The organism is Sulfitobacter sp. 1A13679 (assembly GCF_043557115.1).
Taxonomy (GTDB): Bacteria; Pseudomonadota; Alphaproteobacteria; order Rhodobacterales; family Rhodobacteraceae; genus Sulfitobacter; species Sulfitobacter faviae.
Genome location: NZ_JBIFFO010000006.1, coordinates 41,429 through 64,426, shown reverse-complemented (window position 1 = coordinate 64,426; position 22,998 = coordinate 41,429). Strand labels below are relative to the sequence as shown.

At 62.9% G+C, this 22,998-nt stretch carries 20 protein-coding genes; 7 read left to right on the top strand and 13 right to left on the bottom strand.

Features of this window, described 5'->3' with window-relative positions; genetic code table 11:
• Nucleotide 1: 1 nt before the first annotated feature.
• Genes ACGYLA_RS06645 through ACGYLA_RS06630 form a run of 4 tightly spaced genes read left to right on the top strand, consistent with a single transcriptional unit; the run spans nucleotide 2 to nucleotide 4,977 of the window.
• The gene (locus tag ACGYLA_RS06645; RefSeq protein ID WP_394431262.1) at nucleotides 2-1,000 is read left to right on the top strand and encodes an ABC transporter ATP-binding protein; all 999 of its coding nucleotides are present in this window, start codon (nucleotides 2-4) and stop codon (nucleotides 998-1,000) included.
• Nucleotides 997-1,992, top strand: coding sequence for an ABC transporter ATP-binding protein (locus ACGYLA_RS06640; protein ID WP_394431260.1), 996 nt, complete (start codon nucleotides 997-999; stop codon nucleotides 1,990-1,992). Before ACGYLA_RS06645 ends, ACGYLA_RS06640 begins: the two co-directional genes overlap by 4 nt.
• Nucleotides 1,993-1,996: 4 nt before the next feature.
• Complete coding sequence (locus ACGYLA_RS06635) at nucleotides 1,997-3,586, top strand: gamma-glutamyltransferase (protein ID WP_394431258.1); 1,590 nt, start codon at nucleotides 1,997-1,999, stop codon at nucleotides 3,584-3,586.
• Nucleotides 3,583-4,977 (top strand): M20 family metallopeptidase, encoded by a 1,395-nt coding sequence (locus tag ACGYLA_RS06630; RefSeq protein WP_394431256.1) that lies wholly within the window; start codon nucleotides 3,583-3,585, stop codon nucleotides 4,975-4,977. Before ACGYLA_RS06635 ends, ACGYLA_RS06630 begins: the two co-directional genes overlap by 4 nt.
• A 34-nt stretch (nucleotides 4,978-5,011) precedes the next feature.
• Here the strand turns inward: ACGYLA_RS06630 and ACGYLA_RS06625 are convergent, their stop codons facing one another.
• The 9 genes from ACGYLA_RS06625 to glpD all read right to left on the bottom strand — a co-directional run bounded on the left by ACGYLA_RS06625 (nucleotide 5,012) and on the right by glpD (nucleotide 15,321).
• Complete coding sequence (locus tag ACGYLA_RS06625) at nucleotides 5,012-6,139, bottom strand: iron-containing alcohol dehydrogenase (RefSeq protein WP_394431422.1); 1,128 nt, start codon at nucleotides 6,137-6,139, stop codon at nucleotides 5,012-5,014.
• An 8-nt stretch (nucleotides 6,140-6,147) separates the two neighbouring features.
• Nucleotides 6,148-7,644, bottom strand: a complete 1,497-nt coding sequence (glpK, locus tag ACGYLA_RS06620) for a glycerol kinase GlpK (RefSeq protein ID WP_394431254.1) — start codon at nucleotides 7,642-7,644, stop codon at nucleotides 6,148-6,150.
• A 76-nt stretch (nucleotides 7,645-7,720) separates the two neighbouring features.
• Nucleotides 7,721-9,433, bottom strand: a complete 1,713-nt coding sequence (locus tag ACGYLA_RS06615) for an ABC transporter substrate-binding protein (protein WP_394431252.1) — start codon at nucleotides 9,431-9,433, stop codon at nucleotides 7,721-7,723.
• A 70-nt stretch (nucleotides 9,434-9,503) separates the two neighbouring features.
• Entirely contained in the window at nucleotides 9,504-9,776 is a 273-nt protein-coding gene (locus tag ACGYLA_RS06610; RefSeq protein ID WP_067268456.1) for a DUF2160 domain-containing protein, read from the bottom strand.
• 15 nt (nucleotides 9,777-9,791) lie between these two features.
• Complete coding sequence (locus ACGYLA_RS06605; protein WP_067268458.1) at nucleotides 9,792-10,679, bottom strand: carbohydrate ABC transporter permease; 888 nt, start codon at nucleotides 10,677-10,679, stop codon at nucleotides 9,792-9,794.
• The gene (locus ACGYLA_RS06600) at nucleotides 10,679-11,551 is read right to left on the bottom strand and encodes a carbohydrate ABC transporter permease (protein WP_067268460.1); all 873 of its coding nucleotides are present in this window, start codon (nucleotides 11,549-11,551) and stop codon (nucleotides 10,679-10,681) included. Before ACGYLA_RS06600 ends, ACGYLA_RS06605 begins: the two co-directional genes overlap by 1 nt.
• Nucleotides 11,548-12,633 (bottom strand): ABC transporter ATP-binding protein, encoded by a 1,086-nt coding sequence (locus ACGYLA_RS06595; protein ID WP_394431250.1) that lies wholly within the window; start codon nucleotides 12,631-12,633, stop codon nucleotides 11,548-11,550. Before ACGYLA_RS06595 ends, ACGYLA_RS06600 begins: the two co-directional genes overlap by 4 nt.
• Nucleotides 12,633-13,718 (bottom strand): ABC transporter ATP-binding protein, encoded by a 1,086-nt coding sequence (locus tag ACGYLA_RS06590; RefSeq protein ID WP_394431248.1) that lies wholly within the window; start codon nucleotides 13,716-13,718, stop codon nucleotides 12,633-12,635. The genes ACGYLA_RS06595 and ACGYLA_RS06590 overlap by 1 nt, the downstream gene beginning before the upstream one ends.
• A 13-nt stretch (nucleotides 13,719-13,731) precedes the next feature.
• On the bottom strand, nucleotides 13,732-15,321 hold the full coding sequence (gene glpD / locus ACGYLA_RS06585; RefSeq protein ID WP_394431420.1) for a glycerol-3-phosphate dehydrogenase: 1,590 nt from the start codon (nucleotides 15,319-15,321) through the stop codon (nucleotides 13,732-13,734).
• Nucleotides 15,322-15,541: 220 nt separating this feature from the next.
• On the opposite strand from glpD, the gene ACGYLA_RS06580 reads away from it, so the two are divergent.
• A complete protein-coding gene (locus ACGYLA_RS06580) occupies nucleotides 15,542-16,309 on the top strand; it encodes a DeoR/GlpR family DNA-binding transcription regulator (protein ID WP_067268490.1) in 768 nt (255 codons plus the stop codon).
• 9 nt (nucleotides 16,310-16,318) lie between these two features.
• Here the strand turns inward: ACGYLA_RS06580 and ACGYLA_RS06575 are convergent, their stop codons facing one another.
• From ACGYLA_RS06575 to ACGYLA_RS06565, 3 genes are all read right to left on the bottom strand, one after another.
• Complete coding sequence (locus ACGYLA_RS06575) at nucleotides 16,319-17,722, bottom strand: trehalose-6-phosphate synthase (RefSeq protein WP_394431246.1); 1,404 nt, start codon at nucleotides 17,720-17,722, stop codon at nucleotides 16,319-16,321.
• Nucleotides 17,723-17,885: 163 nt separating this feature from the next.
• Nucleotides 17,886-18,482 carry an exopolysaccharide biosynthesis protein gene (locus ACGYLA_RS06570; RefSeq protein ID WP_067268470.1) on the bottom strand — a complete coding sequence of 199 codons (597 nt, stop codon included), beginning with the start codon at nucleotides 18,480-18,482 and terminating at the stop codon, nucleotides 17,886-17,888.
• Between the two features lie 93 nt (nucleotides 18,483-18,575).
• Nucleotides 18,576-19,550, bottom strand: coding sequence for a DNA topoisomerase IB (locus ACGYLA_RS06565; RefSeq protein WP_394431244.1), 975 nt, complete (start codon nucleotides 19,548-19,550; stop codon nucleotides 18,576-18,578).
• A 198-nt stretch (nucleotides 19,551-19,748) separates the two neighbouring features.
• Between ACGYLA_RS06565 and otsB the strand changes: the two genes are divergently transcribed.
• Together otsB and ACGYLA_RS06555 are read left to right on the top strand one after the other, a co-directional pair.
• On the top strand, nucleotides 19,749-20,498 hold the full coding sequence (gene otsB / locus ACGYLA_RS06560) for a trehalose-phosphatase (RefSeq protein ID WP_394431242.1): 750 nt from the start codon (nucleotides 19,749-19,751) through the stop codon (nucleotides 20,496-20,498).
• Between the two features lie 45 nt (nucleotides 20,499-20,543).
• Nucleotides 20,544-22,319, top strand: a complete 1,776-nt coding sequence (locus ACGYLA_RS06555) for a glycoside hydrolase family 15 protein (protein ID WP_394431240.1) — start codon at nucleotides 20,544-20,546, stop codon at nucleotides 22,317-22,319.
• Here the strand turns inward: ACGYLA_RS06555 and ACGYLA_RS06550 are convergent.
• Nucleotides 22,316-22,918 carry a LysE family translocator gene (locus ACGYLA_RS06550; protein ID WP_394431238.1) on the bottom strand — a complete coding sequence of 201 codons (603 nt, stop codon included), beginning with the start codon at nucleotides 22,916-22,918 and terminating at the stop codon, nucleotides 22,316-22,318. The two genes, ACGYLA_RS06555 and ACGYLA_RS06550, sit on opposite strands and share 4 nt — an antisense overlap.
• Nucleotides 22,919-22,998 lie beyond the last annotated feature (80 nt).

The following is a 22,998-nucleotide window of genomic DNA, read 5'->3' as shown; positions in this document are numbered from 1 at the left end:
CATGACAGAACCACTTCTGAGCGTCCGCAACCTGCGGCTCGATATTCCCACGGGCGGCGGCACCCTGCATGCGGTGCGCGGGATCGACTTCGACCTCAACCGTGGCGAGACCCTGTGCATCGTCGGCGAAAGCGGCTCGGGCAAATCGCTCACCTCGCTGGCGCTGATGGGGCTCTTGGGCAAATCCATCAAACGCCGCGCGGATCGGATGACCTTTGACGGGATCGAGCTGACCACTGCCAGCCAAGGCCAGATGCGCAAGCTGCGCGGGGCGCGGATGTCGATGATCTTTCAAGAGCCGATGACCTCGCTCAACCCGGCCTACACGATCGGCGATCAGCTGGCCGAGGCGCTGCTCTTGCACCGCAAGGTCAGCCGCCAACAGGCGCGGGACCGGGCGATTGAACTCTTGGAGAAGGTCGGCATCACCGCCGCCGAGAGCCGCTTGTCGCAATACCCGCACCAGCTTTCAGGCGGGTTGCGCCAGCGCGTGATGATCGCCATGGCGCTGATGTGCGAGCCGGAACTGATCATCGCGGACGAGCCGACGACCGCGCTCGACGTGACCATTCAGGCGCAAATCCTGCGGCTGCTCCACGATCTGGGGCGCGAGATGAACATGGCCGTGATCCTGATCACCCATGACCTCGGCGTCGTGGCGCGCGTGGCCGATAAGGTCGCGGTGATGTATGCGGGTGAATTGGTCGAGACGGGCCCGGTGGGCGACATCTTCAACGCGCCCTCGCATCCCTATACCCGCGGGCTGCTGCGCTGCATCCCGCTCCCGGGCAAGACCGACCGCGGCGCGAAACTGGGCACCATCCCGGGCATCGTGCCCTCGCTGGTGGGCGAGGTTGAGGGCTGCGTCTTCCGTACCCGCTGCCCCCATGCCGTCGCCGAATGCCGTGGCGACATCCCCAAGCGCGAGGACGGCAACCACGCCTTCCGCTGCATTTTCCCCGATGGCAAACGCCAGTCCGAGAAGGAGCTGACCGTATGAAGGACAGCGTGAACACACCCCCGGTGCTGGAGCTTTCCGGCGTCAGCAAGACCTACCGGGTGAAACAGGGCATGTTCGGCAAGGTCAAACCGCTGACGGCGGTGAATGACGTGTCGCTGCAATTGGGCAAGGGGGAGGTGCTGGGCCTCGTCGGTGAATCCGGTTGCGGCAAATCCACCCTCGCCAAAATCCTCTTGGGGCTGGAGCAGCCCACCGCCGGTCACGTCAAGATCGACGGCGAAGAGATCACCGAACAGGGCCGTCTAGCGCTGGCACGGCGGATCCAGCCGATCTTTCAAGACCCCTATTCCTCGCTCAACCCGCGCAAGAGCATCTATGACGTGATCTCTCTGCCGCTGCGGGTGCACAACATCGGAGACGAGGAAAGCCGCAAGAAGAAGGTCAAAGAGATCCTCGACGTCGTCGGCTTGCCTCAGCGGGTGATGAACACCTTCCCCAGCCAAATGTCGGGCGGTCAGCGCCAGCGTGTGGCCATCGCCCGCGCGCTGATCATGAAGCCCGAAGTGATCATCTGCGACGAACCGACCTCGGCGCTCGACGTGTCGGTACAAAGCCAGATCCTTAACCTTCTGGGCGAGCTGCGCGAGGAGTTTGGCCTGACCTACCTTTTCATCAGCCATGATCTCGCGGTGGTCGAACACCTCGCCACCCGCGTGGCGGTGATGTATCTGGGCGAGATCGTCGAGCAGAACTCGGTCGCCGGGCTCTTTGACGCCCCGCGTCATCCCTACACCAAGGCGCTTTTGAAATCCGTGCTGACACCCGAGCCCGGTTTGGGCGTGCCGGACACCCAGTTGGGCATGGCCTACCCGAACCCGATCGCGCCGCCGCCCGGTTGCCATTTCCACCCGCGCTGCCCGCGCGCGACGGATCTTTGCAAACAAAAGGCACCGCGTCACACCCCGATCCCGCAGGGGCATGTGGCCTGCCATCTGCACGATCCGGAAACCCCCATGTACGAACAAGAGTAATCCCATGTCATCGAACCTGTCGCACAGCAGTCAAACCCGCAAAACCGTCATCGAAACCGAACATGGCGTCGTCGCCGCGCAGCATCGGTTGGCAGCAATCGCGGGGGCCGAGGTGCTTGCGGCAGGGGGCGATGCGGTGGATGCAGCTGTGGCCACCTCTTTCGTCATCGGCGTGTTGGAACCTTGGATGAGCGGCCCTGCGGGCGGCGGGGCGATGATGCTCTGGCGCGCCGAAGAAGGCCAAGCCCATGCACTGAACCACGGCATGCGCAGCCCCGGCGCGCTCGACCCGGCGAATTATCCGCTGAGCGGGCGGGGCAAGGCGGGCGATCTCTTCCCGTGGGAGCATGTGGAGGGGGACCGCAACGTCCAAGGCGCCACTGCCATCGCCGTGCCCGGCGTGGTTGACGGCCTGGGCCAAGCGCATGAACGTTTCGGCAAGATGCCTTGGGCCGAGCTGCTTGGCCCGGCGGTTGAACATGCCCGCAAGGGTCTGTTGGTGGATTGGTATGCCGCGTTGGTCATCGCCTCTTGCACGCGCGCCCTTGCGCAGGATGCGGATGCGGCGGACCTCTTTCTGGAAGACGGGCAGTGGCCGACGATCAGCGGCTGGACCGCTCTGGCCGAGAAACGGCTGGACCAATCGCGCATGGCCGACAGCCTTGACCAGATCGCGCGGCACGGGGCGCGCGCGCTCTATGATGGTGACCTCGGGGCCGCGATGGCGCGGGATGTGCAGGAGAAAGGCGGCTGCCTCAGCCACGACGACCTGCAAGCCTACCGCGCCGAGTTTAGCGCGCCGCTCGACTTCGCCTATCGCGACGCGCGCTTCCATGTTGTGCCGGGGCTGACCGCCGGGCCAACCTTCCGCGATACTTTCGCCTCCCTCGCGACCGAAGACCTCGGGAACGCCCCCGGCCCCGACAGCTATGCCGCCATGGCCGAGGCCCTCAAAGGCGCCTATGCCCGCCGTCTGGGCTCCATGGGCGATACCGGCGAAAGCCCCGAGGCGCCGGGCTGCACCACGCATTTCTCGGTCGTCGACCGCCACGGAAATATGGTGGCGCAGACGCAGACGCTCTTGTCGATCTTCGGCTCCCGCGTCGTCTCGCCCTCCACCGGCTTTTTGATGAACAACGGGATCATGTGGTTCGACCCGGTTCAGGGCCGCCCGAACTCGCTGGGGCCGAACAAACGTTGCCTGATGAACGTCTGCCCTGTGATCGGCGAACAGGGCGACAAACGCTTCGCCTTCGGCGCCTCCGGCGGGCGCAAGATTTTGGGCGCGGTGGCGCAACTGTCCTCTTTCGTCACCGATTTTGACATGTCGCTCGAAGACAGCTTCCACGCGCCGCGCATTGACGCCTCGGACGCCAATCAACTCATCGCCGATGAAAGCCTGCCGCGCGATGTGCTCGACCGGCTGCGCGAGAACAATGAGGTCGCCGAGACCAAACGCACGATCTTTCCCTACGCTTTCGCCTGTCCCGCAGGCGTGATGCGCGCGGGCGGGCAGAATTCCGGCTGCACCGAGATCATGTCGCCTTGGGGCGACGCCATTTCCGAAGATATGACAAAGGACATTGAAGCATGACCCGCGATCAAGCGATCGAAGCGATCTCGACCTATTTCGATGAGGGGACATTCCAAGCCGAACTGGCTAACCTCGTCTCCTACGAGACCGAAAGCCAGAACCCTGACCAAGCCCCCGAACTGAAACGCTATCTGGTCGAGACGATGGAGCCGCGGCTGACGGCGATGGGCTTTGTCTGCAGCTTTCACGACAATCCTGACCCGCGCGGCGGCCCCTTTCTGGTGGGCGAGCGCCGTGAGGGGGATGACCTGCCGACCGTGCTGACCTATGGCCACGGCGACGTGATTCGCGCCCAGACCGATCAATGGCGCGAGGGGCTGCATCCTTTCAAACTGGTCGAAGAAGGTGACAAGCTTTATGGCCGCGGCACCGCCGACAACAAGGGCCAGCACCTGATCAACATCGCCGCCATCGAAGCGGTGCTGAAAACCCGCGGCAAGCTGGGTTTCAACTGCCGCATCGTGATCGAAATGAGCGAGGAGACCGGCAGTGCGGGTCTGCCCGAGTTCTTTGCCGAGCACCGCGAGGAACTGACCGCCGACGTGCTCATCGCCTCGGACGGGCCGCGGCTGCAACCCGAAGTGCCGACCATGTTCATGGGCTCGCGCGGGGGCGTGTCGTTTGACCTGATCGTCGACAAACGCGAAGGCGCGCATCACTCGGGCAACTGGGGTGGCTTGCTTGCCGATCCGGCGATGATCTTGGCGCAGGCCCTATCGACCATCACCGACAAACGCGGGCAAATCCAGATCCCCGAATGGCGGCCCGACAGCCTGACCCCCTCGGTCCGCGCGGCGTTGAAAGATCTGCCGATCGAAAGCGATGATGGCCCCGCCATCGACAGCGATTGGGGCGAAGAAGACCTGACCCCGGTCGAGCGTGCCTATGGCTGGAACAGCTTTGCCGTGCTGGCCATGAAAAGCGGCGTGCCCGAAGCGCCGGTCAACGCGATCTCGGCCCATGCCACCGCGACCTGCCAATTGCGCTATGTCGTCGGCACCGATCCCGAAGACATCCTGCCAGCGCTGCGCCGCCACCTTGATCAACAGGGGTTCGAAGATGTCCGGATCGAGCCGCATGATCGTGGCTTCTTCCGCGCGACGCGGTTGGATGCAGATCACCCTTGGGTGAAGTTCGTGGCCCAGTCCCTGACCGAGACCGCAGGCAAAGCGCCGCATATCCTGCCGAACCTCGCAGGCTCACTGCCAAACGACAGTTTCAGCGATATTCTGGGCCTGCCGACGGTCTGGGTGCCGCATTCCTACCGCAGCTGTTCGCAGCACGCGCCGGATGAACATGTGCTAAAACCCGTCTGCCGCGATGCGCTGCGGGTGATGGCGGGCGTGTTCTGGGATTTGGGCGAGGGCAACACGCCGCCGCGCGCCGCGTAAAACTGCCGGGCGGGGGCCGTGGCCCCTGCCCGTTCTAAATTGCCGCGCGGATGCAGGCTTCGAGGGTTTCCGCCTCAAGCACGCAAGGGTTCGCACGCATGGAGGAAGAGGCCGCCGCCTCGCGGGCCGTCTCGCCCAGATCCGCATCTTCGGGGATCCAACGGTTCAACCGATCCAGCCCCCAATCATCCAGCATGGCGGTCAGCGCTTTGAACGTGCCGTCCTCTGGCAGGTCGAACCCGTCGGAGAGCCACATCTGCACCTCCGAAAACCGGGTCGAGGCCCCAATCGCATCCGCGTTCGCGGCCAGAACCGGCCCCAACAACCGCCCGCAGATCAGCCCATGCGGCGCAGCGAAACGCCCGCCGATCACACCCGCCAGCCCATGCACGGCCCCGAGGCCCGCATTGGCAAGTGCCAAACCGCCCAAGAGGCTGACATAGGCCAGCGCATCCCGCGCGGCTGGATCCTCGCCCTCGGCCAGACGCTTGAGCGCGGCAATGCCCTGCGGGATCGCGGCGCGGCAGAGGGCATCGGTCAGCGGGTTGGCCTTGCTGGACAGATAGGGCTCGATCACCTGCACCAGCGCGTCGAGACCGGAGCCCAAAGTCACCCCGCGCGGCGCGCCGTCGGTGAGCGCCGGGTCGACCAAGGCCAGACGGGGCAGCATGCGGTCGTCGCGCAGGCTGACTTTTCGCGCGGCCTCCGGCACGGCGATGACGGCGTTTTTGGTCACCTCGGCCCCCGTGCCTGCGGTAGTGGGGACCGCAATCATCGGCAGGGGGTCGGCCTGCAAGGGCCTGCCCGCGCCCACGACTTCGAGATGCTCCATCACGTCGCACTTCGAAGGGATCAGCGCCGCTGCCGCCTTGGCAAGGTCGATCACCGCGCCGCCGCCCACGCCCAGCACCACATCCGCCCCGCGCGCCGCCGCCACGGCGGCGCGCACGTCTTTGACCGATGGCTCGCCGCTGCCGCGCAACTGGGTCACCTCGCAGCCCGCCGCCGCCAAATCGCGCGCCAGTTCATCGACCCATGCGACCGAACCGCCGCGGAGCAAAAGCACCTGCCGCCCATAGCCGCGCGCAGCGGTCACCACTTCACCCGCCACACCGCGGCCAAAACGGATGCGTCCGGCGGTGGCGAAACCGAAAGGAGAGATCGTCTGCATCAGAACTGCAACGTCGCCTGAACAGCCCGCCGCCAAGCGCCGTATTTCTCTTCGCGCGCGGCCTCGTCCATCTGGGTTTCAAACCGCCGATCAAGCGCCCATTCGCGAGCGAAACCCTCCATATCGGGGTAGATGCCCGCCCGCTGCCCGGCGAGCCACGCGGCCCCAAGCGCGGTGGTCTCCAGCACATCGGGGCGGTCCACCGAGGCGCCGATCACGTCCGAGAGGAACTGCATCGCCCAGTCACTGGCGCTCATCCCGCCGTCGACGCGCAGGGTCGCAATCTCGCCCGGCTGGCCTTGGGCGGCCCAATCGGCCTGCATCGCCTCCAACAGGTCGCGGGTCTGGTAGCCCACACTTTCGAGCGCCGCACGCGCGAGTTCCGCCGGACCCGAGTTGCGCGTCAGCCCATAGATCGCGCCACGGCATTCGGCATTCCAGTAAGGCGCGCCGAGGCCGACGAAGGCGGGCACCAGCACGACGTTCTGATGCAGATCGGCCTGCTCGGCCAACCCTTGCGTCTCGCTCGCTTCGCGGATCATTTTCAACCCGTCGCGGAGCCATTGGACCACGGCACCGGCAACAAAGATCGACCCTTCAAGCGCATAGGTCGGCTTGCCGTCGAGTTGATAGGCGATGGTGGTGAGCAGACGGTTGGTCGAGGTCACCGCCGTCTCGCCCGTATTCAGGAGGGCGAAACAGCCGGTGCCATAGGTCGACTTCATCATGCCGGGCTGGAAACAGGCCTGCCCGATGGTTGCCGCCTGCTGGTCGCCCGCGACACCGAGGATGGGGATCTCGCGGCCAAAGAGGTCGGGCCGCGTGGTGCCGAAATCAGCGGCGCAGTCCTGCACCTCGGGCAGCATTTCGAGCGGCACGTCGAACATCTTGCAGATCGTCGTGCTCCAGCGGCCCTTGTGGATGTCATAGAGCATGGTCCGTGCGGCATTGGTCGCATCGGTCACATGGCGCGCGCCGCCGGTGAGCTTCCAGATTAGATAGCTGTCGACGGTGCCGAAAAGCAGCTCGCCCGCCCGCGCCCGTTCGCGCGCGCCTTCAACATTGTCGAGGATCCACTTCAGCTTGGTGCCCGAGAAATAGGGGTCGGCCAACAGGCCGGTGCGCTCGGTGATGATCTTGTCGTCGCCGCTTTCGCGCAGCGCGCGGCAGAAATCGGCGGTGCGGCGGTCTTGCCAGACGATGGCGTTATGCAACGGCTTGCCGGTTTTCGCGTCCCAGACCAGCGTCGTCTCGCGTTGGTTGGTGATGCCGATGGCGGTGATGTCGTCGGGGCGCAGACCGGCCTTTTCGATCACCGCGCGGCAGGTGCCAGCGGTCGTCGACCACAGGTCGCCCGGATTATGTTCGACCCAGCCGGAGCGGGGGAAATGCTGCGGAAATTCTTCTTGGGCCGTGGCCGTCACCGACATGTTGCCGTCAAAGATGATCGCCCGCGAGGAGGTGGTTCCCTGATCAATGGCGAGGATATGGGTCATGGCGCGGCCCCCGGATGTTGGATGAAACGAAAAAGGGGCCGGAACGCTGCTGCGTCCCGGCCCCCGAAAGTTTGGCTTACTGCCAGGACTTGATCAACTCTTCGTAGCTGATGGTCTCGGGCTCGGGGTCTTCGTTGTCGAGCTTGGCAACGGGCGAACCTTCCTGCTCAAGCCAGTAGGAGGCTTCCCGCTCTTCGTTCATTTTCGGACCCAGATCACCTTGGACGCCTGCGCGCTCGAGACGTTCCATGACCTTTTCCTGCTCGGCGCAGAGGCTGTCGAGCGCTTCTTGCGGTGTCTTCGCACCCGACATTGCGTCGCCGATGTTCTGCCACCACAGCTGCGCCAGCTTCGGGTAATCCGGCACGTTCGTCCCGGTGGGCGACCATGCGGTGCGCGCGGGCGAACGGTAGAATTCCACCAGACCGCCGAGTTTCGGCGCACGCTCGGTGAAGCTTTCGTGCTGGATGGTCGACTCGCGGATGAAGGTCAGACCGGCATGGGCCTTTTCGACGTCCACGGTTTTCGAGGTCACGAACTGCGCGTAAAGCCATGCGGCCTTGGCGCGGTCGACGGGCGTGCTTTCCATCAGCGTCCAGCTGCCCACGTCCTGATAGCCAACCTTCTGGCCTTCTTTCCAATAGGCACCATGCGGGCTGGGGGCCATGCGCCACTTGGGCGTGCCGTCTTCGTTCAGCACGGCCTTGGCGCTGTCGTTGACCATGTCGGCGGTGAATGTGGTGTACCAGAACATCTGCTGCGCGATGGCCCCCTGCGCGGGCACCGGGCCTGCTTCGCTAAAGGTCATGCCCGCGGCTGCGGGGGGCGTGTACTTCTCCAGCCATTCGATCGCTTTGGTGATCGCATAGACCGCCGCTGCATCGTTGGTGGCGCCGCCGCGTGCCATGCAGGACCCGACAGGCTGGGAGTTCTCGTTCACCCGGATGCCCCATTCATCGACCGGCAGGCCATTGGGCTCACCCACATCGCCGCCACCCGCCATGGACAGCCACGCGTCGGTGTAGCGCCAGCCAAGGCTTGGGTCTTTCTTGCCATAGTCCATGTTGCCATAGACTTCGACGCCATCAATCGTGCGGCCAGTGAAGAATTCAGCAATGTCCTCATAGGCAGACCAGTTGACCGGCACGCCCAACTCATAGCCGTATTTTTCTTTGAATTCAGCCATCAGCTCAGGATCGGTGAACCAATCGTGGCGGAACCAGTAAAGGTTTGCAAATTGCTGGTCGGGCAGTTGGTACAGATCACCATCCGGGGTGGTGGTGAAATCAAGGCCGATGAAGTCGTCCAGATCGAGACCGGGGTTGGTCACGTCCTTGCCTTCATTCTCCATCCAGTCGGTCAGGCTGCGCGCCTGTTTGTAGCGCCAGTGGGTGCCGATGAGGTCCGAGTCGTTGACATAGGCGTCATAGATGTTCTCGCCCGACTGCATCTGCGTTTGCAGCTTTTCAACCACGTCGCCCTCACCGATCAGGTCGTGGGTGATGTTGATGCCGGTGATCGCGCTGAAGGCCGGGGCCAGCACGTTGGCTTCATATTCGTGCGTGGTGATGGTTTCAGAGACCACCTTGATGTCCATGCCTTTGAAGGGCTCGGCCGCGTCGATGAAGAATTGCATCTCCGCTTCCTGCTCTTCGCGGCTCAGCGCGGAGCGTTCGATTTCCTCGTCGAGGAACTTCTTCGCGGCTTCCATATCCGCGAATGCTGGCCCGGCGAGCAGACCGAGCGTGACCGCCAAAGCGGTACTCGATTTCATGACAGATCGTTTCATTATGTCCTCCCTAGACATTTGGTCGTGTCGTATGGCGGCCCCGGTTGCCCGGGGTCCGCCGTGATAGCGCCTAGACCCAGCGAAATACGGCTGCGGCATAGGCAAGGCAGACCAGCAGCGCATAGGGCTGCGGACCCGCCTCGAAACCCAGCCAGATCAAATTGATAAAGGCCGAGCCGAGAAGCGTGATGAACAGACGGTCACCACGGGTTGTCTCAATTCTGAGGATGCCCACGCGGGGCGTCTCAGGGAATTTGATCGCGAGGATCGTGAAGGTCACGAGTAACAGCGCGATGACACCGAAGAAGATCGCGGTGGGCATGGTCCAAGCCATCCAAGACATGGGCGGTCTCCTCTCTTATACCCGCCCGAGGGCAAAGCCCTTGGCGATGTAGTTGCGGACGAAATAGATCACCAGCGCACCCGGCACGATGGTCAGCACACCCGCCGCGGCCAAGACGCCCCAGTCGAGGCCGGAAGCGGAGACGGTGCGGGTCATGGTGGCGGCGATGGGTTTGGCATCGACCGAGGTCAGCGTGCGCGACAGCAGCAGTTCCACCCATGAGAACATGAAGCAGAAGAAGGCCGCGACCCCGATGCCGGAGGCAATCAGCGGGGTGAAGATGCGGATAAAGAAGCGCGGGAAGGAATAGCCGTCGAGATAGGCCGTCTCGTCGATCTCCTTCGGCACGCCGCGCATGAAACCTTCGAGAATCCAAACTGCGAGCGGCACGTTGAACAGGCAGTGTGCCAGCGCCACGGCGATATGCGTGTCAAAGAGGTTGACCGAAGAGTAAAGCTGAAAGAACGGCAGCGCGAAAACGGCGGGCGGCGACATGCGGTTTGTCAGCAGCCAGAAGAACAGATGTTTGTCGCCCAGAAACGTGTAGCGCGAGAAGGCATAGGCCGCAGGCAGCGCCACGGCGAGCGAGATCACCGTGTTCATCACCACATAAATCAGACTGTTCACATAGCCCATGTACCAGCTCGGATCGGTTAGGATCTTGGCATAGTTCGCCAGCGTCAGGTCCCGCGGATAGAGCGAGAAGGACCCGAGGATTTCGGCATTGGTCTTGAGGCTCATGTTGATGAGCCAATAGATCGGCAGCATCAGGAACAACAGGTAGAGCGTCATCACCACCACCGAGCCTTTGGGCCGGAAGCGGCTGCGCCGGGTGCGTTTGGCAGCGGTCACGTCACCCGGAATGGGCGCGGCGCCGGGGGCTTGCACGGTTGTGTCGGTCATCACACACCATCCCTTTTGTCGAGGTTGACCATCACGGTGTAGAACACCCATGAGATCAACAGGATAACGAGGAAATACATCAGGCTGAACGCCGCTGCGGGGCCAAGGTCAAACTGGCCGATGGCCATTTTCACCAAGTCGATCGACAGGAAGGTCGTGGCATTGCCCGGCCCGCCGCCGGTCACGACGAACGGCTCTGTATAGATCATGAAGCTGTCCATGAAGCGCAGCAGAATGGCGATCATCAGCACGCCCGCCATCTTGGGCAGTTCGATGTAGCGGAACACGGCCCAACGGCTGGCTTGGTCGATCTTGGCCGCCTGATAGTAAGCGTCTGGAATGGATTGCAGACCGGCATAGGCCAGAAGTGCGACCAAAGAGGTCCAGTGCCAGACATCCATCACCACAACCGTGATCCACGCCGAAGTGATGTCTTGGGTGTAGTTATAGGTGATGCCCAGCTTGTCGAGCGTATAGCCCAAAAGGCCAATGTCGACGCGGCCAAAGATCTGCCAGATGGTGCCGACCACGTTCCACGGAATCAGCAGCGGCAGGGACATGAGGACAAGGCAGAAGCTGGCCCAGAACCCGTTTTTCGGCATGTTGAGCGCGACAAAGATGCCGAGCGGGATTTCGATTGCCAGAATGACGCCCGAGAAGATCAACTGACGGCCAAGCGCGTCCCACATCCGGTCGCTGTCGAGCATGTCAGAGAACCACTCCAGCCCGGCCCAGAAGAACTCGTTGCGCCCGAAGGTGTCCTGTACCGAGTAGTTCACCACGGTCATCAGCGGGATCACGGCCGAGAAGGCCACGAGGATCAGCACCGGCAGGACAAGGAACCATGCCTTTTGGTTGACGGTCTTGTTCATGCGGCCTCTCCCTCTGCGCTGATGCGCCAGTCGTCGTCATAGACGTTGATGCCCGCCGGATCGAAACTGATCGCGGTGTTTTCGCTCGGCACCGACGCGCCTTCTTCGGCAATGGCGCTGACCGACTGGCCTGCCACGTCAAGGCGGATGATCTTGTGCCGGCCCACGTCTTCGACACGGGTCACCTTGGCCGGAAGGCCCAGACCTTCGCCATTGATCCGAACGAATTCGGGCCGGACGCCCAGTTGCGTTTTCTGGCCCTTGGGGGCGTAGGTCTTGTTCAAATTGACGCTCGTGCCCGCGACCTGCGCGGCATTTCCCGCGATCTGCGCGTCAAAGAGGTTCATCCCCGGCGAGCCAATGAAATAGCCCACGAAAGTATGGGCAGGCCGCTCGAAAAGCTCCTGCGGCGTGCCGATCTGCACGACGCGGCCATCATACATCACCACCACCTTATCGGCGAAGGTAAGCGCCTCGGTCTGGTCATGGGTGACGTAGATCATCGTATGGCCGAATTCGTGGTGCAGCGATTTCAGCTGCGTGCGCAACTCCCATTTCATATGGGGGTCGATCACCGTGAGCGGCTCGTCGAACAAGAGCGCGTTCACGTCCTCGCGCACCATGCCGCGGCCCAGCGAAATCTTCTGCTTGGCATCCGCCGTGAGGCCGCGCGCCTTGCGGTTCAGCTCATCCTCCATGCCGATCATCTTGGCGATCTGCTGGACCCGGGACGCGACATAGGACGCATCCGCGCCGCGGTTGCGCAGCGGGAAGGCCAGATTGTCATGCACGGTCATCGTGTCGTAAACGACCGGGAACTGGAAGACCTGCGCGATGTTGCGCTCAGCGGTCGGCGCATGGGTGACGTCCACGTCGTTGAACATGATGCGCCCCTGCGAAGGCTGCAAAAGCCCCGAGATGATGTTGAGCAACGTAGATTTGCCACAGCCCGAGGCGCCCAGAAGCGCATAGGCTTCGCCGTCGATCCAGTCGTGGTTCAATTCCTTGAGGGCGAAATCATCCTCACCGCTGGGATTGGGCAGATAGGAATGGGCGAGGTTATCAAGCGTGATCTTGGCCATTATGCCGCCTCCGCATAGGGCGCGGCCGAGACGAGCGCCCCGTTCGCGTCAAACAGGTAGATATGCGCCGGGTCTAGATAGACCGGCAGCGGCTGGCCGGGCTGCAAATGCTGGATGCCATGCACCAGACCGACCCATTTCGCACCGTGGTAATCGAGGTGGATAAAGGTCTCCGATCCCGTGATCTCGGTCACGTTCAGCACGGCGTCAAAGCCGATGGCCTCGGGCGCCTGTGCGCTTAGCGTGAGGTGATTGGGGCGGAAACCGGCGGTATATTCGCCGTCGCGCAAACTGGCCATACTGGCCGGCGCCGCCATCTCACCGCCATCGAACCGCAGCGTATCGCCCGATTTGGTCATGCTGAGGAAGTTCATCGGCGGGTCGGAGAACACCCGCGCCGTGGTCGCATTCTCGGGCCGGCGGTAGACGCTCGGCGTCGGGCCGAATTGCGTAACGCGGCCTTCCCAGAGCGTCGCGGTATTGCCGCCCAGAAGCAGCGCCTCTTCCGGCTCGGTCGTGGCATAGACAAAGATCGACCCGGCCCGTTCAAAGATACGCGGGATTTCGGCGCGAAGTTCTTCGCGCAGCTTGTAGTCGAGGTTGGCCAGCGGCTCATCCAAGAGCACCAGCCCGGCATTCTTGACCAGCGCCCGCGCCAAGGCGCAGCGCTGCTGCTGGCCGCCCGAAAGCTCCAGCGGTTTGCGGTCGAGCATCGGGGTGAGCTGCATCAACTCAGCGGTTTCGCGCACGGCGCGATCGATCTCATCCTTCGACTTGCCCACCAGCTTCATCGGAGAGGCGATGTTGTCGTAAACCGTCATCGAGGGGTAGTTGATGAACTGCTGATAGACCATGGCGACCTTGCGGTCCTGCACCCGCATGCCGGTCACGTCTTCGCCGTTCCAGATCACCTGCCCCGTGCCCGGCACATCGAGCCCCGCCATCAGCCGCATCAGCGACGTCTTGCCCGAGGATGTAGGCCCCAAAAGCACGTTCATCGTGCCCTTTTCCAAGGTCAGGTCGGTCGGGTAGATATGCGTTTGGCCGCCTACCGTCTTCGACACGTTCTTCAGGATCAAACTCACGTTCGACCTCCCCTCATTCCGCCGCAGAGGCGGCTTGTTTCGCCGCGCGCATCTGCATCCATTCATCAAGACGCGCGATCTGCGTCTCGTCCATTCGCAGGCCCAGCTTGCTGCGGCGCCAGACGACGTCCTCTGCGCTGAGGGCATATTCCCTGTTCATCAGCCAAGCGACCTCGCGCGCGGTGAGGGTGGCCCCGAAATGCTCGCCCATATCCGCTAGCGTCTTGGCCTCGCCCGCCATCGCCCAAGCATCCGTACCATAGGCGCGGATCAGCCGTGCTGCCCAGCTTTCATCCAGAAAGTCATAATCCGCTTTCAGCCGCGCGATCAACTGCGCCACGCCGTCCACCGGGAAATCACCGCCGGGCAGGGCGACGCCTGCGGTCCAATGGCCCGACAGCCCGTCGAAATGCGGCGCGATCAACTCCAGCGCGTCTTCGGCCAGTTTGCGGTAGGTTGTGATCTTGCCGCCAAAGACATTGAGGATCGGCGCGCCGCCGGTCTTGTCGACCTTGAGCGTATAGTCCCGCGTCGCCGCCGTGGCGCTGCTGGCCCCGTCGTCATAAAGCGGACGCACGCCGGAATAGGTCCAGACGATATCTTTGCGGGTGATGTCCTGCTTGAGATAGCCGTTCACGAAGTCGATCAGGTAGTCCTGCTCTTCGGGCGTGCATTCCGGGGTGACGGACGGATCGGGGTGATCCGCGTCGGTGGTGCCGATCAGGGTGAAATCCTGCTCATAGGGGATCGTGAAGATGATCCGCCCATCGGTGCCTTGGAAGAAATAGCATTTGTCGTGATCGTAGAGCCGCTTGGTCACGATATGGCTGCCGCGCACCAGCCGCACCCCTTCGGAGGAGTTCAGCCGCGCGGTGTTATGGATGATGTCGCCGACCCACGGGCCACCCGCGTTGACCAGCATCTTGGCGTGGATCACCTCGCGCCGGCCATCCGCGCCATGCTCTACCGTGACCGCCCAGCCATCGGCGCTGCGGTCGGCAGAGACGACTTTGGTCCGGGTCATGATACGCGCGCCGCGCAGTTCGGCGTCGCGGGCGTTCAGCACCACGAGGCGGGAGTCTTCGATCCAGCAATCGGAGTATTCAAAAGCCTTCTCGAACCGATCCTCCAGCGGCGCCCCTTCGGGCGTGCCGCGCAAGGAAAGGCTGCGTGTGGCAGGCAGGATTTTACGCCCGCCAAGGTTGTCATAGAGAAACAGGCCCAGACGGATCAGCCATGCCGGGCGACGGCCCCGCATCCACGGCATGAACAACCGCAGCAGTTTAGAGGTTGGCGTGTCGCCCTCGAACCGCATGTCGCGGTGATAGGGCAGCACGAAACGCATCGGCCAAGAGATATGCGGCATCGCCTTTAGCAGCACCTCGCGCTCGGTCAGTGCGTGACGCACGAGGCCGATCTCGAAATACTCAAGGTAACGCAGCCCGCCGTGGAAAAGCTTGGTCGAGGCCGAAGAGGTCGCCGAGGCCAGATCGTTCATCTCGGCCAAGGTCACGCTCAGACCCCGGCCTGCCGCGTCGCGCGCGATCCCGGCGCCGTTAATGCCACCACCGATGACGAATAGATCGACCGGGGCAGCGGCCATATGGCTATCGGGCTGTTGGTTCACGATCCGGCCCTCCCCCAGCTCAGACTGTCCAATTTGGGGCAGTGTTACGAAACGACTCTCATCTGCACAAGAATTATTTTCGTTTATGTTCGTTTCACCAGCATAGCGAACATGTTAAACGTGTCTTGCTGCGCGATTGCTTGCGTTAGCCAAAACACTGGGGATAATGCGCCAACAGCAGGCAGGAGCGACGCCCATTTCACAGACATTCCGCCATCCCGACATCCTTGAAATCGCCCGGCGCGAAGGCAAAGTCACCGTTGATGGGCTGGCCGAACATTTCGGCGTGACCCATCAGACCATCCGCCGTGACCTTACGGAACTGGCCGACAGCGGTAAGCTTGAGCGGGTCCATGGCGGCGCGGTGCTGCCCTCGGGGGCCAGCAACATCGGCTATGCCGAACGGCGCAATCTGCATGAAGAGGCCAAGAATCGCATCGCCCGCGCCTGCGCCGAACATATCCCCGACGGCTGTTCGGTCTTTCTTAACATCGGGACCAGTACCGAAGCGGTGGCCCGCGCCTTGCTCCACCACCGGGATTTGATGGTGGTGACGAACAACATGAACGTCGCGAATATTCTGGTCGATAACCCCGAATGCCGCATCGTGCTGACCGGCGGCGCGCTGCGCCGGATGGACGGCGGATTGGTGGGCAATCTAACGATCGAGACGATCCGCCAATTCAAATTCGACATCGCGGTGATCGGCTGTTCGGCCATGGATGCGGATGGTGATCTGCTCGACTTCGACATCGAAGAAGTGGGCGTCAGCCAATGTATCATCGCGCAGTCGCGCAAGACTTTTTTGGTGACCGATCATTCCAAATTCAAACGCTCCGCCCCCGCGCGCATCGCCTCGGCGCGGGAGGTGGATATGTTCTTTACCGATCTGGCGCTGCCCGCGGGCCTTGCCGAAAAATGCAGCGGTTGGGAGACCGCGGTGGTCTATGCGCCGGAAGAATGACCCCCGCCGCTAGGCGTCTGTCCATTCCCGCGCGCGGGGCTTGACCACGAGCGTCGGCTTGCAGGCTTTCAAAGCGTCGACGAAATGCTGGCTCCAAAGGTTCACATCCGTGGCCCGCACCTGCGCCATGCAGCTTGCATGGCGGCGCTTGCGCTCTTCCAGCGGCAGGGCGAGCGCGGTCTTGAGGGCCTCGCTCATGTCTTCGATATCATAGGGATTGACCTGAATCGCATCCGTCAGGTCTTCGGCGGCACCGGCCATATGCGACAAGATCAGCACGCCGGGGTCTTCGGGGTCTTGCGCCGCGACATATTCCTTGGCCACAAGGTTCATCCCATCGGCGAAGGGCGTCACGATCCCGACCCGCGCCCGGCGATAGAGGCGGGCCAAAAGGTTGCGATCAAGGTTGCGGTGGATATAGCGCAGCGGGGTCCAGTCGATCTCTCCATGCTCCCCGTTCACGCGACCGACAAGCTCTTCTAATTCGTAGCGCAACTCGCGATAGGCGGCGACTTCCTCTCGGCTGGGCGGGGCGATTTGGACCATGCTTACCCGGCGTTCCCGCTCATCCCGGGTTTCAAGATAGCGGCCAAAGGCGCGAAAACGGTTGGGCAGACCTTTGGAGTAATCGAGCCGGTCGACCCCGATCACGATGTCGCCTGCCATATCGTCGGCCAGACGGTCCTGCGCGCTGCCGCTCTGCGCCGCCTGAACGAAGGTTTCCACGTCAATGCCGATGGGGAAAGACCGCAGCGCCACCGCGCGGGAGCCGCATTTGATCGTGCCATCCATCAGGAATTCGGAATCGGTTTCGGCCCGGAACATCTCAAGACAGCGGGCCACATCGGCGCGGGTTTGCAGGCCCACGAGGTCATAATCCGCCAGCCAATGCGCCAGATTGGCCTCCCGCGGGAGGGCGCCCATATCGCCCAAGGCGGGAAAGGGAATATGCAGGAAAAACCCGATCTTGCCGGTGAAGCCCAGCTTGCGCAGCTCTGTGGCGAGGGGGAAGAAATGATAGTCGTGAACCCAGATCATATCGTCGGGCTCGGCCACCTCCATCACCTGTCGGGCGAGGCGGGCATTGACGGCGCAATAGCCCCGCTCGAACCCGCGGTCGAGCTTGACCAGATCGCCGCGGCGGTGACAGACGGGCCAAAGCACGGAGTTCGAGAAGCCGAGGTAGAAATTCTTGTAATCTTCGGGGGTTAGGCTAAAGCTCAGCCGGGTGTAATTGCCCTGATCGCCATATTCGCTGAGACTGTTGGCGGGGGTTTCCGTGGTTTCTGGGTGCGACCCGATCCAGATACCGCCGATCTTGCGTAGGGTTTCATGCAGCGCATAGACCAGCCCACCGGAAGGGGCGGCCTCCGACGGGATGCGATTTGAGATTACAATTAATCTGCCAGCCATTTTATGCCTCGGGAACAATCATTTTCGGTCGCCGAGCCTGATTAGGCGGAACGCCGACCACCACTAACGGTTTAATGGTTTAGGTCGGTAAAGGTTCCCAGCTTGAGCGCCTTTGGTCAAATCTTTTGCAGGTGCAGCATGTCCAAGGGCCGGAATTATTTTCTCAGCGCCCAAGAAAGAACCACGCGACCCCCACAGGCAGCAGCGACATGAGGATCATCGACAGGATGACCACCCGCCCGTCGCGCATCAGATAGCCCGCCGCGAAGATGGCGATCATCGCCGATGCGATGGAGCCGGAAGTGGGTACGACTTCCATGAAGGGCATGAACATCGACAGGGCCATCACCATGAACAGGGGCAGGTAAATCCACGGGCGGTGCAGGATGAAGGTCGAGCGCTCGTGCAGATAACGGTCCACGAAATCCACCGGACGGCGCAGCCATCGCACCCCCTCGCGGAGTTTCTTCGCGGCGATGTCGCGGCGCATGACGAAACCGGGCAGCCAGAGGCTGTCGCGGCCAAAGATCATCTGCACCACCAGAAACAGCACCACCAATCCGATGAAAGCCGTGATCCCCGGAATGCCGCTGGCGGGCGAGGTTGAGATCAGGCTGAAAGCGAGGATGGTTGAGGCAAAGGAATGTTTGCCCAGACAATCGATGATCTCTTCCACGGTGATTTGCCGATCCGCGCCGCCGGAAAGATGCTCCATCTCATCTAGGACGCCGCTGAGGGTTGGCCGACCTGTATCGCTCATGAAATTCTAGTCCTTCTAACGTCGGGCGATAGCGCTACTCATGTTAACAATGCGTGAGCGCGGTGAAAGTTCGCCCGAATTGTCAGTTCAAGTTCACGTCTTCGCGCGCAGAAAGGCCAGCAGCCCCCGTTCGGCTTGGGTCATATCGTCGATATCGGGCGGGTCCGGCAAATCTTGCGGGGTCTGGCAAAGTTCGATCACCTGCGGATGGATATAGCTGTTGCGCGCGATGGTGGGCGTATTGTGCAACCGTTCGGCGGCGGCTTCGGCCATGGCTTTGATGCTGGGCTTGTCCTCTTTCAGCGCAACGTCGAAGGCGGCGACGGACCCGGCCCAAGTGCGAAAGGTCTTGGCCGAGAAGCCTTCGGTGCCTGCGGCCTCGGCGATGTAATCGTTCAGAGCGGTTGAGGTCAGACTGCGCGGCTGCCCCTCTTCGTCGAGCCATGTCAGCAGGTCCGCGCCGGGCAGGTCGCGAATTTTCTCAAGCGCGCGCATTAGGGTGCGGTTGGCGATCTGGCGGCGAACCCGTTTGCCGCCCTTCGCCATGAAGGACGCCTGCAACTTGCCATCGCGCAGGACCAGATGCCGCCGTTTCAGGGTCAGCGTGCCATAGGTGCGGTTGGTTTCGGCATAGACCTGATTGCCGACGCGCAGCGACAGCCGGTCGATCATCGCCACGGCGGCGGCCAGCGCAAAATCACGTTCGCCCAACTCCTCCTTGAGATCACGGCGCACGCGGCGGCGGATGCGCGGCAGGGTCTCGGCAAACTCGGGCAGGCTTGCGTATTTCTCCTGCGCCTGCGCCTCGGACCAAAGGGGATGATAACGGTATTGCTTGCGGCCCCGCGCATCGAAGCCGGTCGCCTGAAGGTGACCGTTTTCATAGGGGCTGATCCAGACCCGCTCATAGGCCGGGGGCACCGCCAGTTTCACCAGCCGCGCCCGCTCGGCCTTGTCCTTGATGCAGCGGCCATCGGGCGCGTGATAGGAAAACCCCCGCCCGCAGCGCCGCCGAGCGATGCCAGGTTTGCTGTCGGGGTAGTACCTGAGCGTCGATGGTGCGGTCATCTGGGCTTCCGATTGCGATAGGCGGGGTGGCGTCTGGTGCCTGCCCCCATTTTGATCAACGCGGGCGCATCAGCTGGGTTCCCGCGGCGCACATCGCGCATCTCTGCGCAGTTGCAGCATAAATCCGTTGATTTCGCTGCGCTGGCGCATAGGTTTCTGGGGGAACGCCCGTGCAACGAAACGGATAGACCGGACCCTATGGATAGCACCACCCAGTCGCCCCGCCATCTGCCGCCCGTGATCAAAGTCGAGCGCCATGCGTTCTTCCTTGATCTCGACGGCACGCTCGCCCCCATTGTCGACAACCCCGAAGACGCCTGTCTGCCGGAGGCGACGCGCCATCTGCTGACCCGTCTCGTCGCAAAGACCGATGGGGCGGTGGCGGTGATCTCTGGCCGGGCCATGGCGGATGTGGACCGTATTTTGGGCGCGCTGCGCCTGCCGGTCTCGGGATCGCATGGGCTGGAGCTGCGGCTCAGCACCGCTGAAGATCACGCGCCGGAGCAGAGCGCGGGCATCCCCACCCCGGTCATCGACCGGGTCGAGGAATTCGCCGTGCTGCATGGGGTAACATCCGAGCGCAAGCCGGGCGCCATCGCGCTGCATTACCGCAAGGCCCCGGATCAAGAAGACGCCTGTCGCGGCTTCGTCGATACGCTGGTCGGCGAAGACTCCAGCCTGCGCGGTTTGCATGGCAAGATGGTCAGCGAGGTCGCCTTGAAAGGTGTCGACAAGGGCGGCGCGGTGGCGCGGTTCATGGCCTCCCCCGCCTTCGCAGACCGTCTGCCCGTGATGGTCGGCGATGACGTGACGGACGAAGACGGCTTTCGCGCAGCGCAGGCCATGGGTGGCTTTGGCATCAAGATCGGCCAAGGGCCGACCGAGGCCCAACATCGCATCGAAGACGTGGCCGGTTTTGCCGATTGGCTGGAAGAGATTTTGCGCTGATCCGGCCCGCCCGGCAGTCGCATCATGAATAGAAAAGAGGGACTTATGGATCTGGGTGTCATCGGGAATTGCGCGGTTGCGGCGCTGGTCAGCCGCGAAGGGGCGATCAACTGGTTCTGCCTGCCGCGTTTCGACGGCGATCCGGTCTTTCACAGCCTGATGGGCCATGGCGCGGGCGAAGAGGGCGACGGGGAATTTGCTGTCGAACTCGAAGACATGACCGAGAGCGAGCAGAGCTACTTGCCCAATACTGCGATCCTGCGCACCGTGTTGCGCAACCCGAAAGGCGCGGTCGAGGTTGTCGACTTCTGCCCCCGTTTCACCGCCTATGGCCGCAGCTTTCGCCCGCAGATGCTGGTGCGGCAGGTGCGGCGTATCGAAGGCTCCCCCCGTGTGCGGATGCGCCTGAAGCCGCGCTTTCAATGGGGAGAAGTGGCCCCGACCCTCACCCGCGGCTCCAACCATGTGCGTTTCGTCGGGCCAGAGCAGAACATGCGCCTGACCACCGACGCGCCGATTGACCATGTGCTCGACGGGCGGATGATCAATCTCGAAGGTGAGATGACCTTCATCCTCGGCCCCGATGAGACCCTGTCGGACAGCCCTGAGCAGATCGGCACCACCTTCCGCACCAAGACGACCCGCTATTGGCAGCGCTGGACCCAGCGTTTGGCGATCCCTTTCGAGTGGCAGGAGGCCGTCATCCGCGCCGCGATCACGTTGAAACTGTGTAGCTACGAGGCCACGGGCGGGGTGATCGCCGCGATCACCACCTCCCTGCCTGAGGCGCCGGATTCGGGGCGCAACTGGGATTACCGCTATTGCTGGGTGCGCGATGCGTTTTTCACCGTGCGCGCCCTCAACAGCCTCGCCGCCACCCGCACGTTGGAGCATTATTTCCAATGGCTGATGAACGCTGTGGCCGATGCCGAGGGCGGGCATATCCAGCCGGTGCTGGGGCTGGGGCTTGAAACGGCGCTGACCGAACGTATCTCGCCCAGTCTACAGGGGTTCCGTGGCATGGGGCCGGTGCGGATCGGCAATCAGGCGCATGAGCATTTCCAGCATGACACCTATGGCAATATCATCCTCGGCGCGGCCCCGGCGTTTTTCGATCACCGGCTGCCGATGAACACCGGGCGCACCGCCTATGAGCAGTTGGAGCCGCTCGGCGAACAGGCCTGGGAATTGCACGACCAGCCTGACGCGGGCATTTGGGAATTGCGCAGCCGCGCGCGGATTCACACCTCCTCCTCGCTCATGTGCTGGGCCGCCTGCGACCGTCTGGCCAAGATTGCGCGGCATCTGGAATTGGACGACCGCGCCACCCTCTGGGCCGATCGGGCCGAGGTGATCCGCGACAAGATCCTCGACAACGCATGGTCCGAGGAACGCGGCGCCTTTGTCGAAAGCTTTGGCGGCAGCACCCTCGACGCGAGCGTTTTGCTGATGGGCGAGGTCGGCTTCCTGCCGCCGAAAGACCCGCGCTTCATCGCAACGGTCGAACGCCTTTCGGAGGTGCTGGGCCGCGGCCCCTTCATGCTGCGCTACGAAGAGGCCGACGATTTTGGCGTGCCGGAGGTGGGCTTCAACGTCTGCGCCTTCTGGCGCATCGACGCGCTGGCACGGATTGGCCGCGAAGAGGAAGCGCGCAAACTGTTCGAAGAGCTGCTGGAGGCCCGCAACCACCTTGGCCTGATGTCCGAAGACACTGCCTTTGCCACCGGAGAGGGCTGGGGCAACTTCCCCCAGACCTACTCTATGGTCGGCATCATCAACGGCGCCATGCGCCTGTCGCGCCGGTGGGAGGCCGAGCTTTAACGCGCAAGCAGCAGCCGCAGCCCCAAAAGCCCCAGCACAGCCGAGGCGATGCGGTCGAAATAGACCTTCGCGCGCAGGTAGCCTTGGCTGACGGCGGGGCGGCTCATGCCGAAGGCCAATCCGGTGTAAAAGGCCAGTTCGATGATCAGGTGATTGGCGACGATCAAGAAGTTCTCGCTCAGCCGCATCCCCTCGGGGAAGATGACCACCAGCACCGCGGCGGCGAAAAGCACCGATTTGGGGTTCAGGATATTGATCATCAGCCCCTGCCGGAACGCATGACGGGCGGGTGTCACCGTGCTTGTCACCGGTGCCCGCGCCCCGCGCCACATGCCGTAAGCCACATAGAGCAGGTAGGCTGCGCCCACGGTTTTCACGATGGCATAGGCCCATGGGAAGGCGAGGAAAACGGCCTCCAACCCCAAGAGCGCGGCAAGGGTCCAGAACGACGCCACAAGGCCGAGGCCAGCCCCCACGGCAACGCCCGCCTGCCGCCCCGAACTCAGCGTCGTTTTCAACGCGATCAGAAAGGCCGGGCCGGGGCTGAGGATCGACGCGATGAGCGCGATGTTGAAGGCGATGAGATGCGAAAGTTCCATGGCGGCGGTCCCCTGTGACTGCGCCCAGCTAGGCGCGGTGCTGGCCCATGGTCAACTGGGATGCAGGCGACCGGGGCCGC

Coding starts and splice junctions, on each gene's coding strand:
- ACGYLA_RS06645 (WP_394431262.1), top strand. CDS start 2: ATGACAGAACCACTTCTGAGCGTCCGCAACCTGCGGCTCGATATTCCC.
- ACGYLA_RS06640 (WP_394431260.1), top strand. CDS start 997: ATGAAGGACAGCGTGAACACACCCCCGGTGCTGGAGCTTTCCGGCGTC.
- ACGYLA_RS06635 (WP_394431258.1), top strand. CDS start 1,997: ATGTCATCGAACCTGTCGCACAGCAGTCAAACCCGCAAAACCGTCATC.
- ACGYLA_RS06630 (WP_394431256.1), top strand. CDS start 3,583: ATGACCCGCGATCAAGCGATCGAAGCGATCTCGACCTATTTCGATGAG.
- glpK (WP_394431254.1), bottom strand. CDS start 7,644: ATGACCCATATCCTCGCCATTGATCAGGGAACCACCTCCTCGCGGGCG.
- ACGYLA_RS06615 (WP_394431252.1), bottom strand. CDS start 9,433: ATGAAACGATCTGTCATGAAATCGAGTACCGCTTTGGCGGTCACGCTC.
- ACGYLA_RS06610 (WP_067268456.1), bottom strand. CDS start 9,776: ATGTCTTGGATGGCTTGGACCATGCCCACCGCGATCTTCTTCGGTGTC.
- ACGYLA_RS06605 (WP_067268458.1), bottom strand. CDS start 10,679: ATGACCGACACAACCGTGCAAGCCCCCGGCGCCGCGCCCATTCCGGGT.
- ACGYLA_RS06600 (WP_067268460.1), bottom strand. CDS start 11,551: ATGAACAAGACCGTCAACCAAAAGGCATGGTTCCTTGTCCTGCCGGTG.
- ACGYLA_RS06595 (WP_394431250.1), bottom strand. CDS start 12,633: ATGGCCAAGATCACGCTTGATAACCTCGCCCATTCCTATCTGCCCAAT.
- glpD (WP_394431420.1), bottom strand. CDS start 15,321: ATGGCCGCTGCCCCGGTCGATCTATTCGTCATCGGTGGTGGCATTAAC.
- ACGYLA_RS06575 (WP_394431246.1), bottom strand. CDS start 17,722: ATGGCTGGCAGATTAATTGTAATCTCAAATCGCATCCCGTCGGAGGCC.
- ACGYLA_RS06570 (WP_067268470.1), bottom strand. CDS start 18,482: ATGAGCGATACAGGTCGGCCAACCCTCAGCGGCGTCCTAGATGAGATG.
- ACGYLA_RS06565 (WP_394431244.1), bottom strand. CDS start 19,550: ATGACCGCACCATCGACGCTCAGGTACTACCCCGACAGCAAACCTGGC.
- otsB (WP_394431242.1), top strand. CDS start 19,749: ATGGATAGCACCACCCAGTCGCCCCGCCATCTGCCGCCCGTGATCAAA.
- ACGYLA_RS06555 (WP_394431240.1), top strand. CDS start 20,544: ATGGATCTGGGTGTCATCGGGAATTGCGCGGTTGCGGCGCTGGTCAGC.
- ACGYLA_RS06550 (WP_394431238.1), bottom strand. CDS start 22,918: ATGGAACTTTCGCATCTCATCGCCTTCAACATCGCGCTCATCGCGTCG.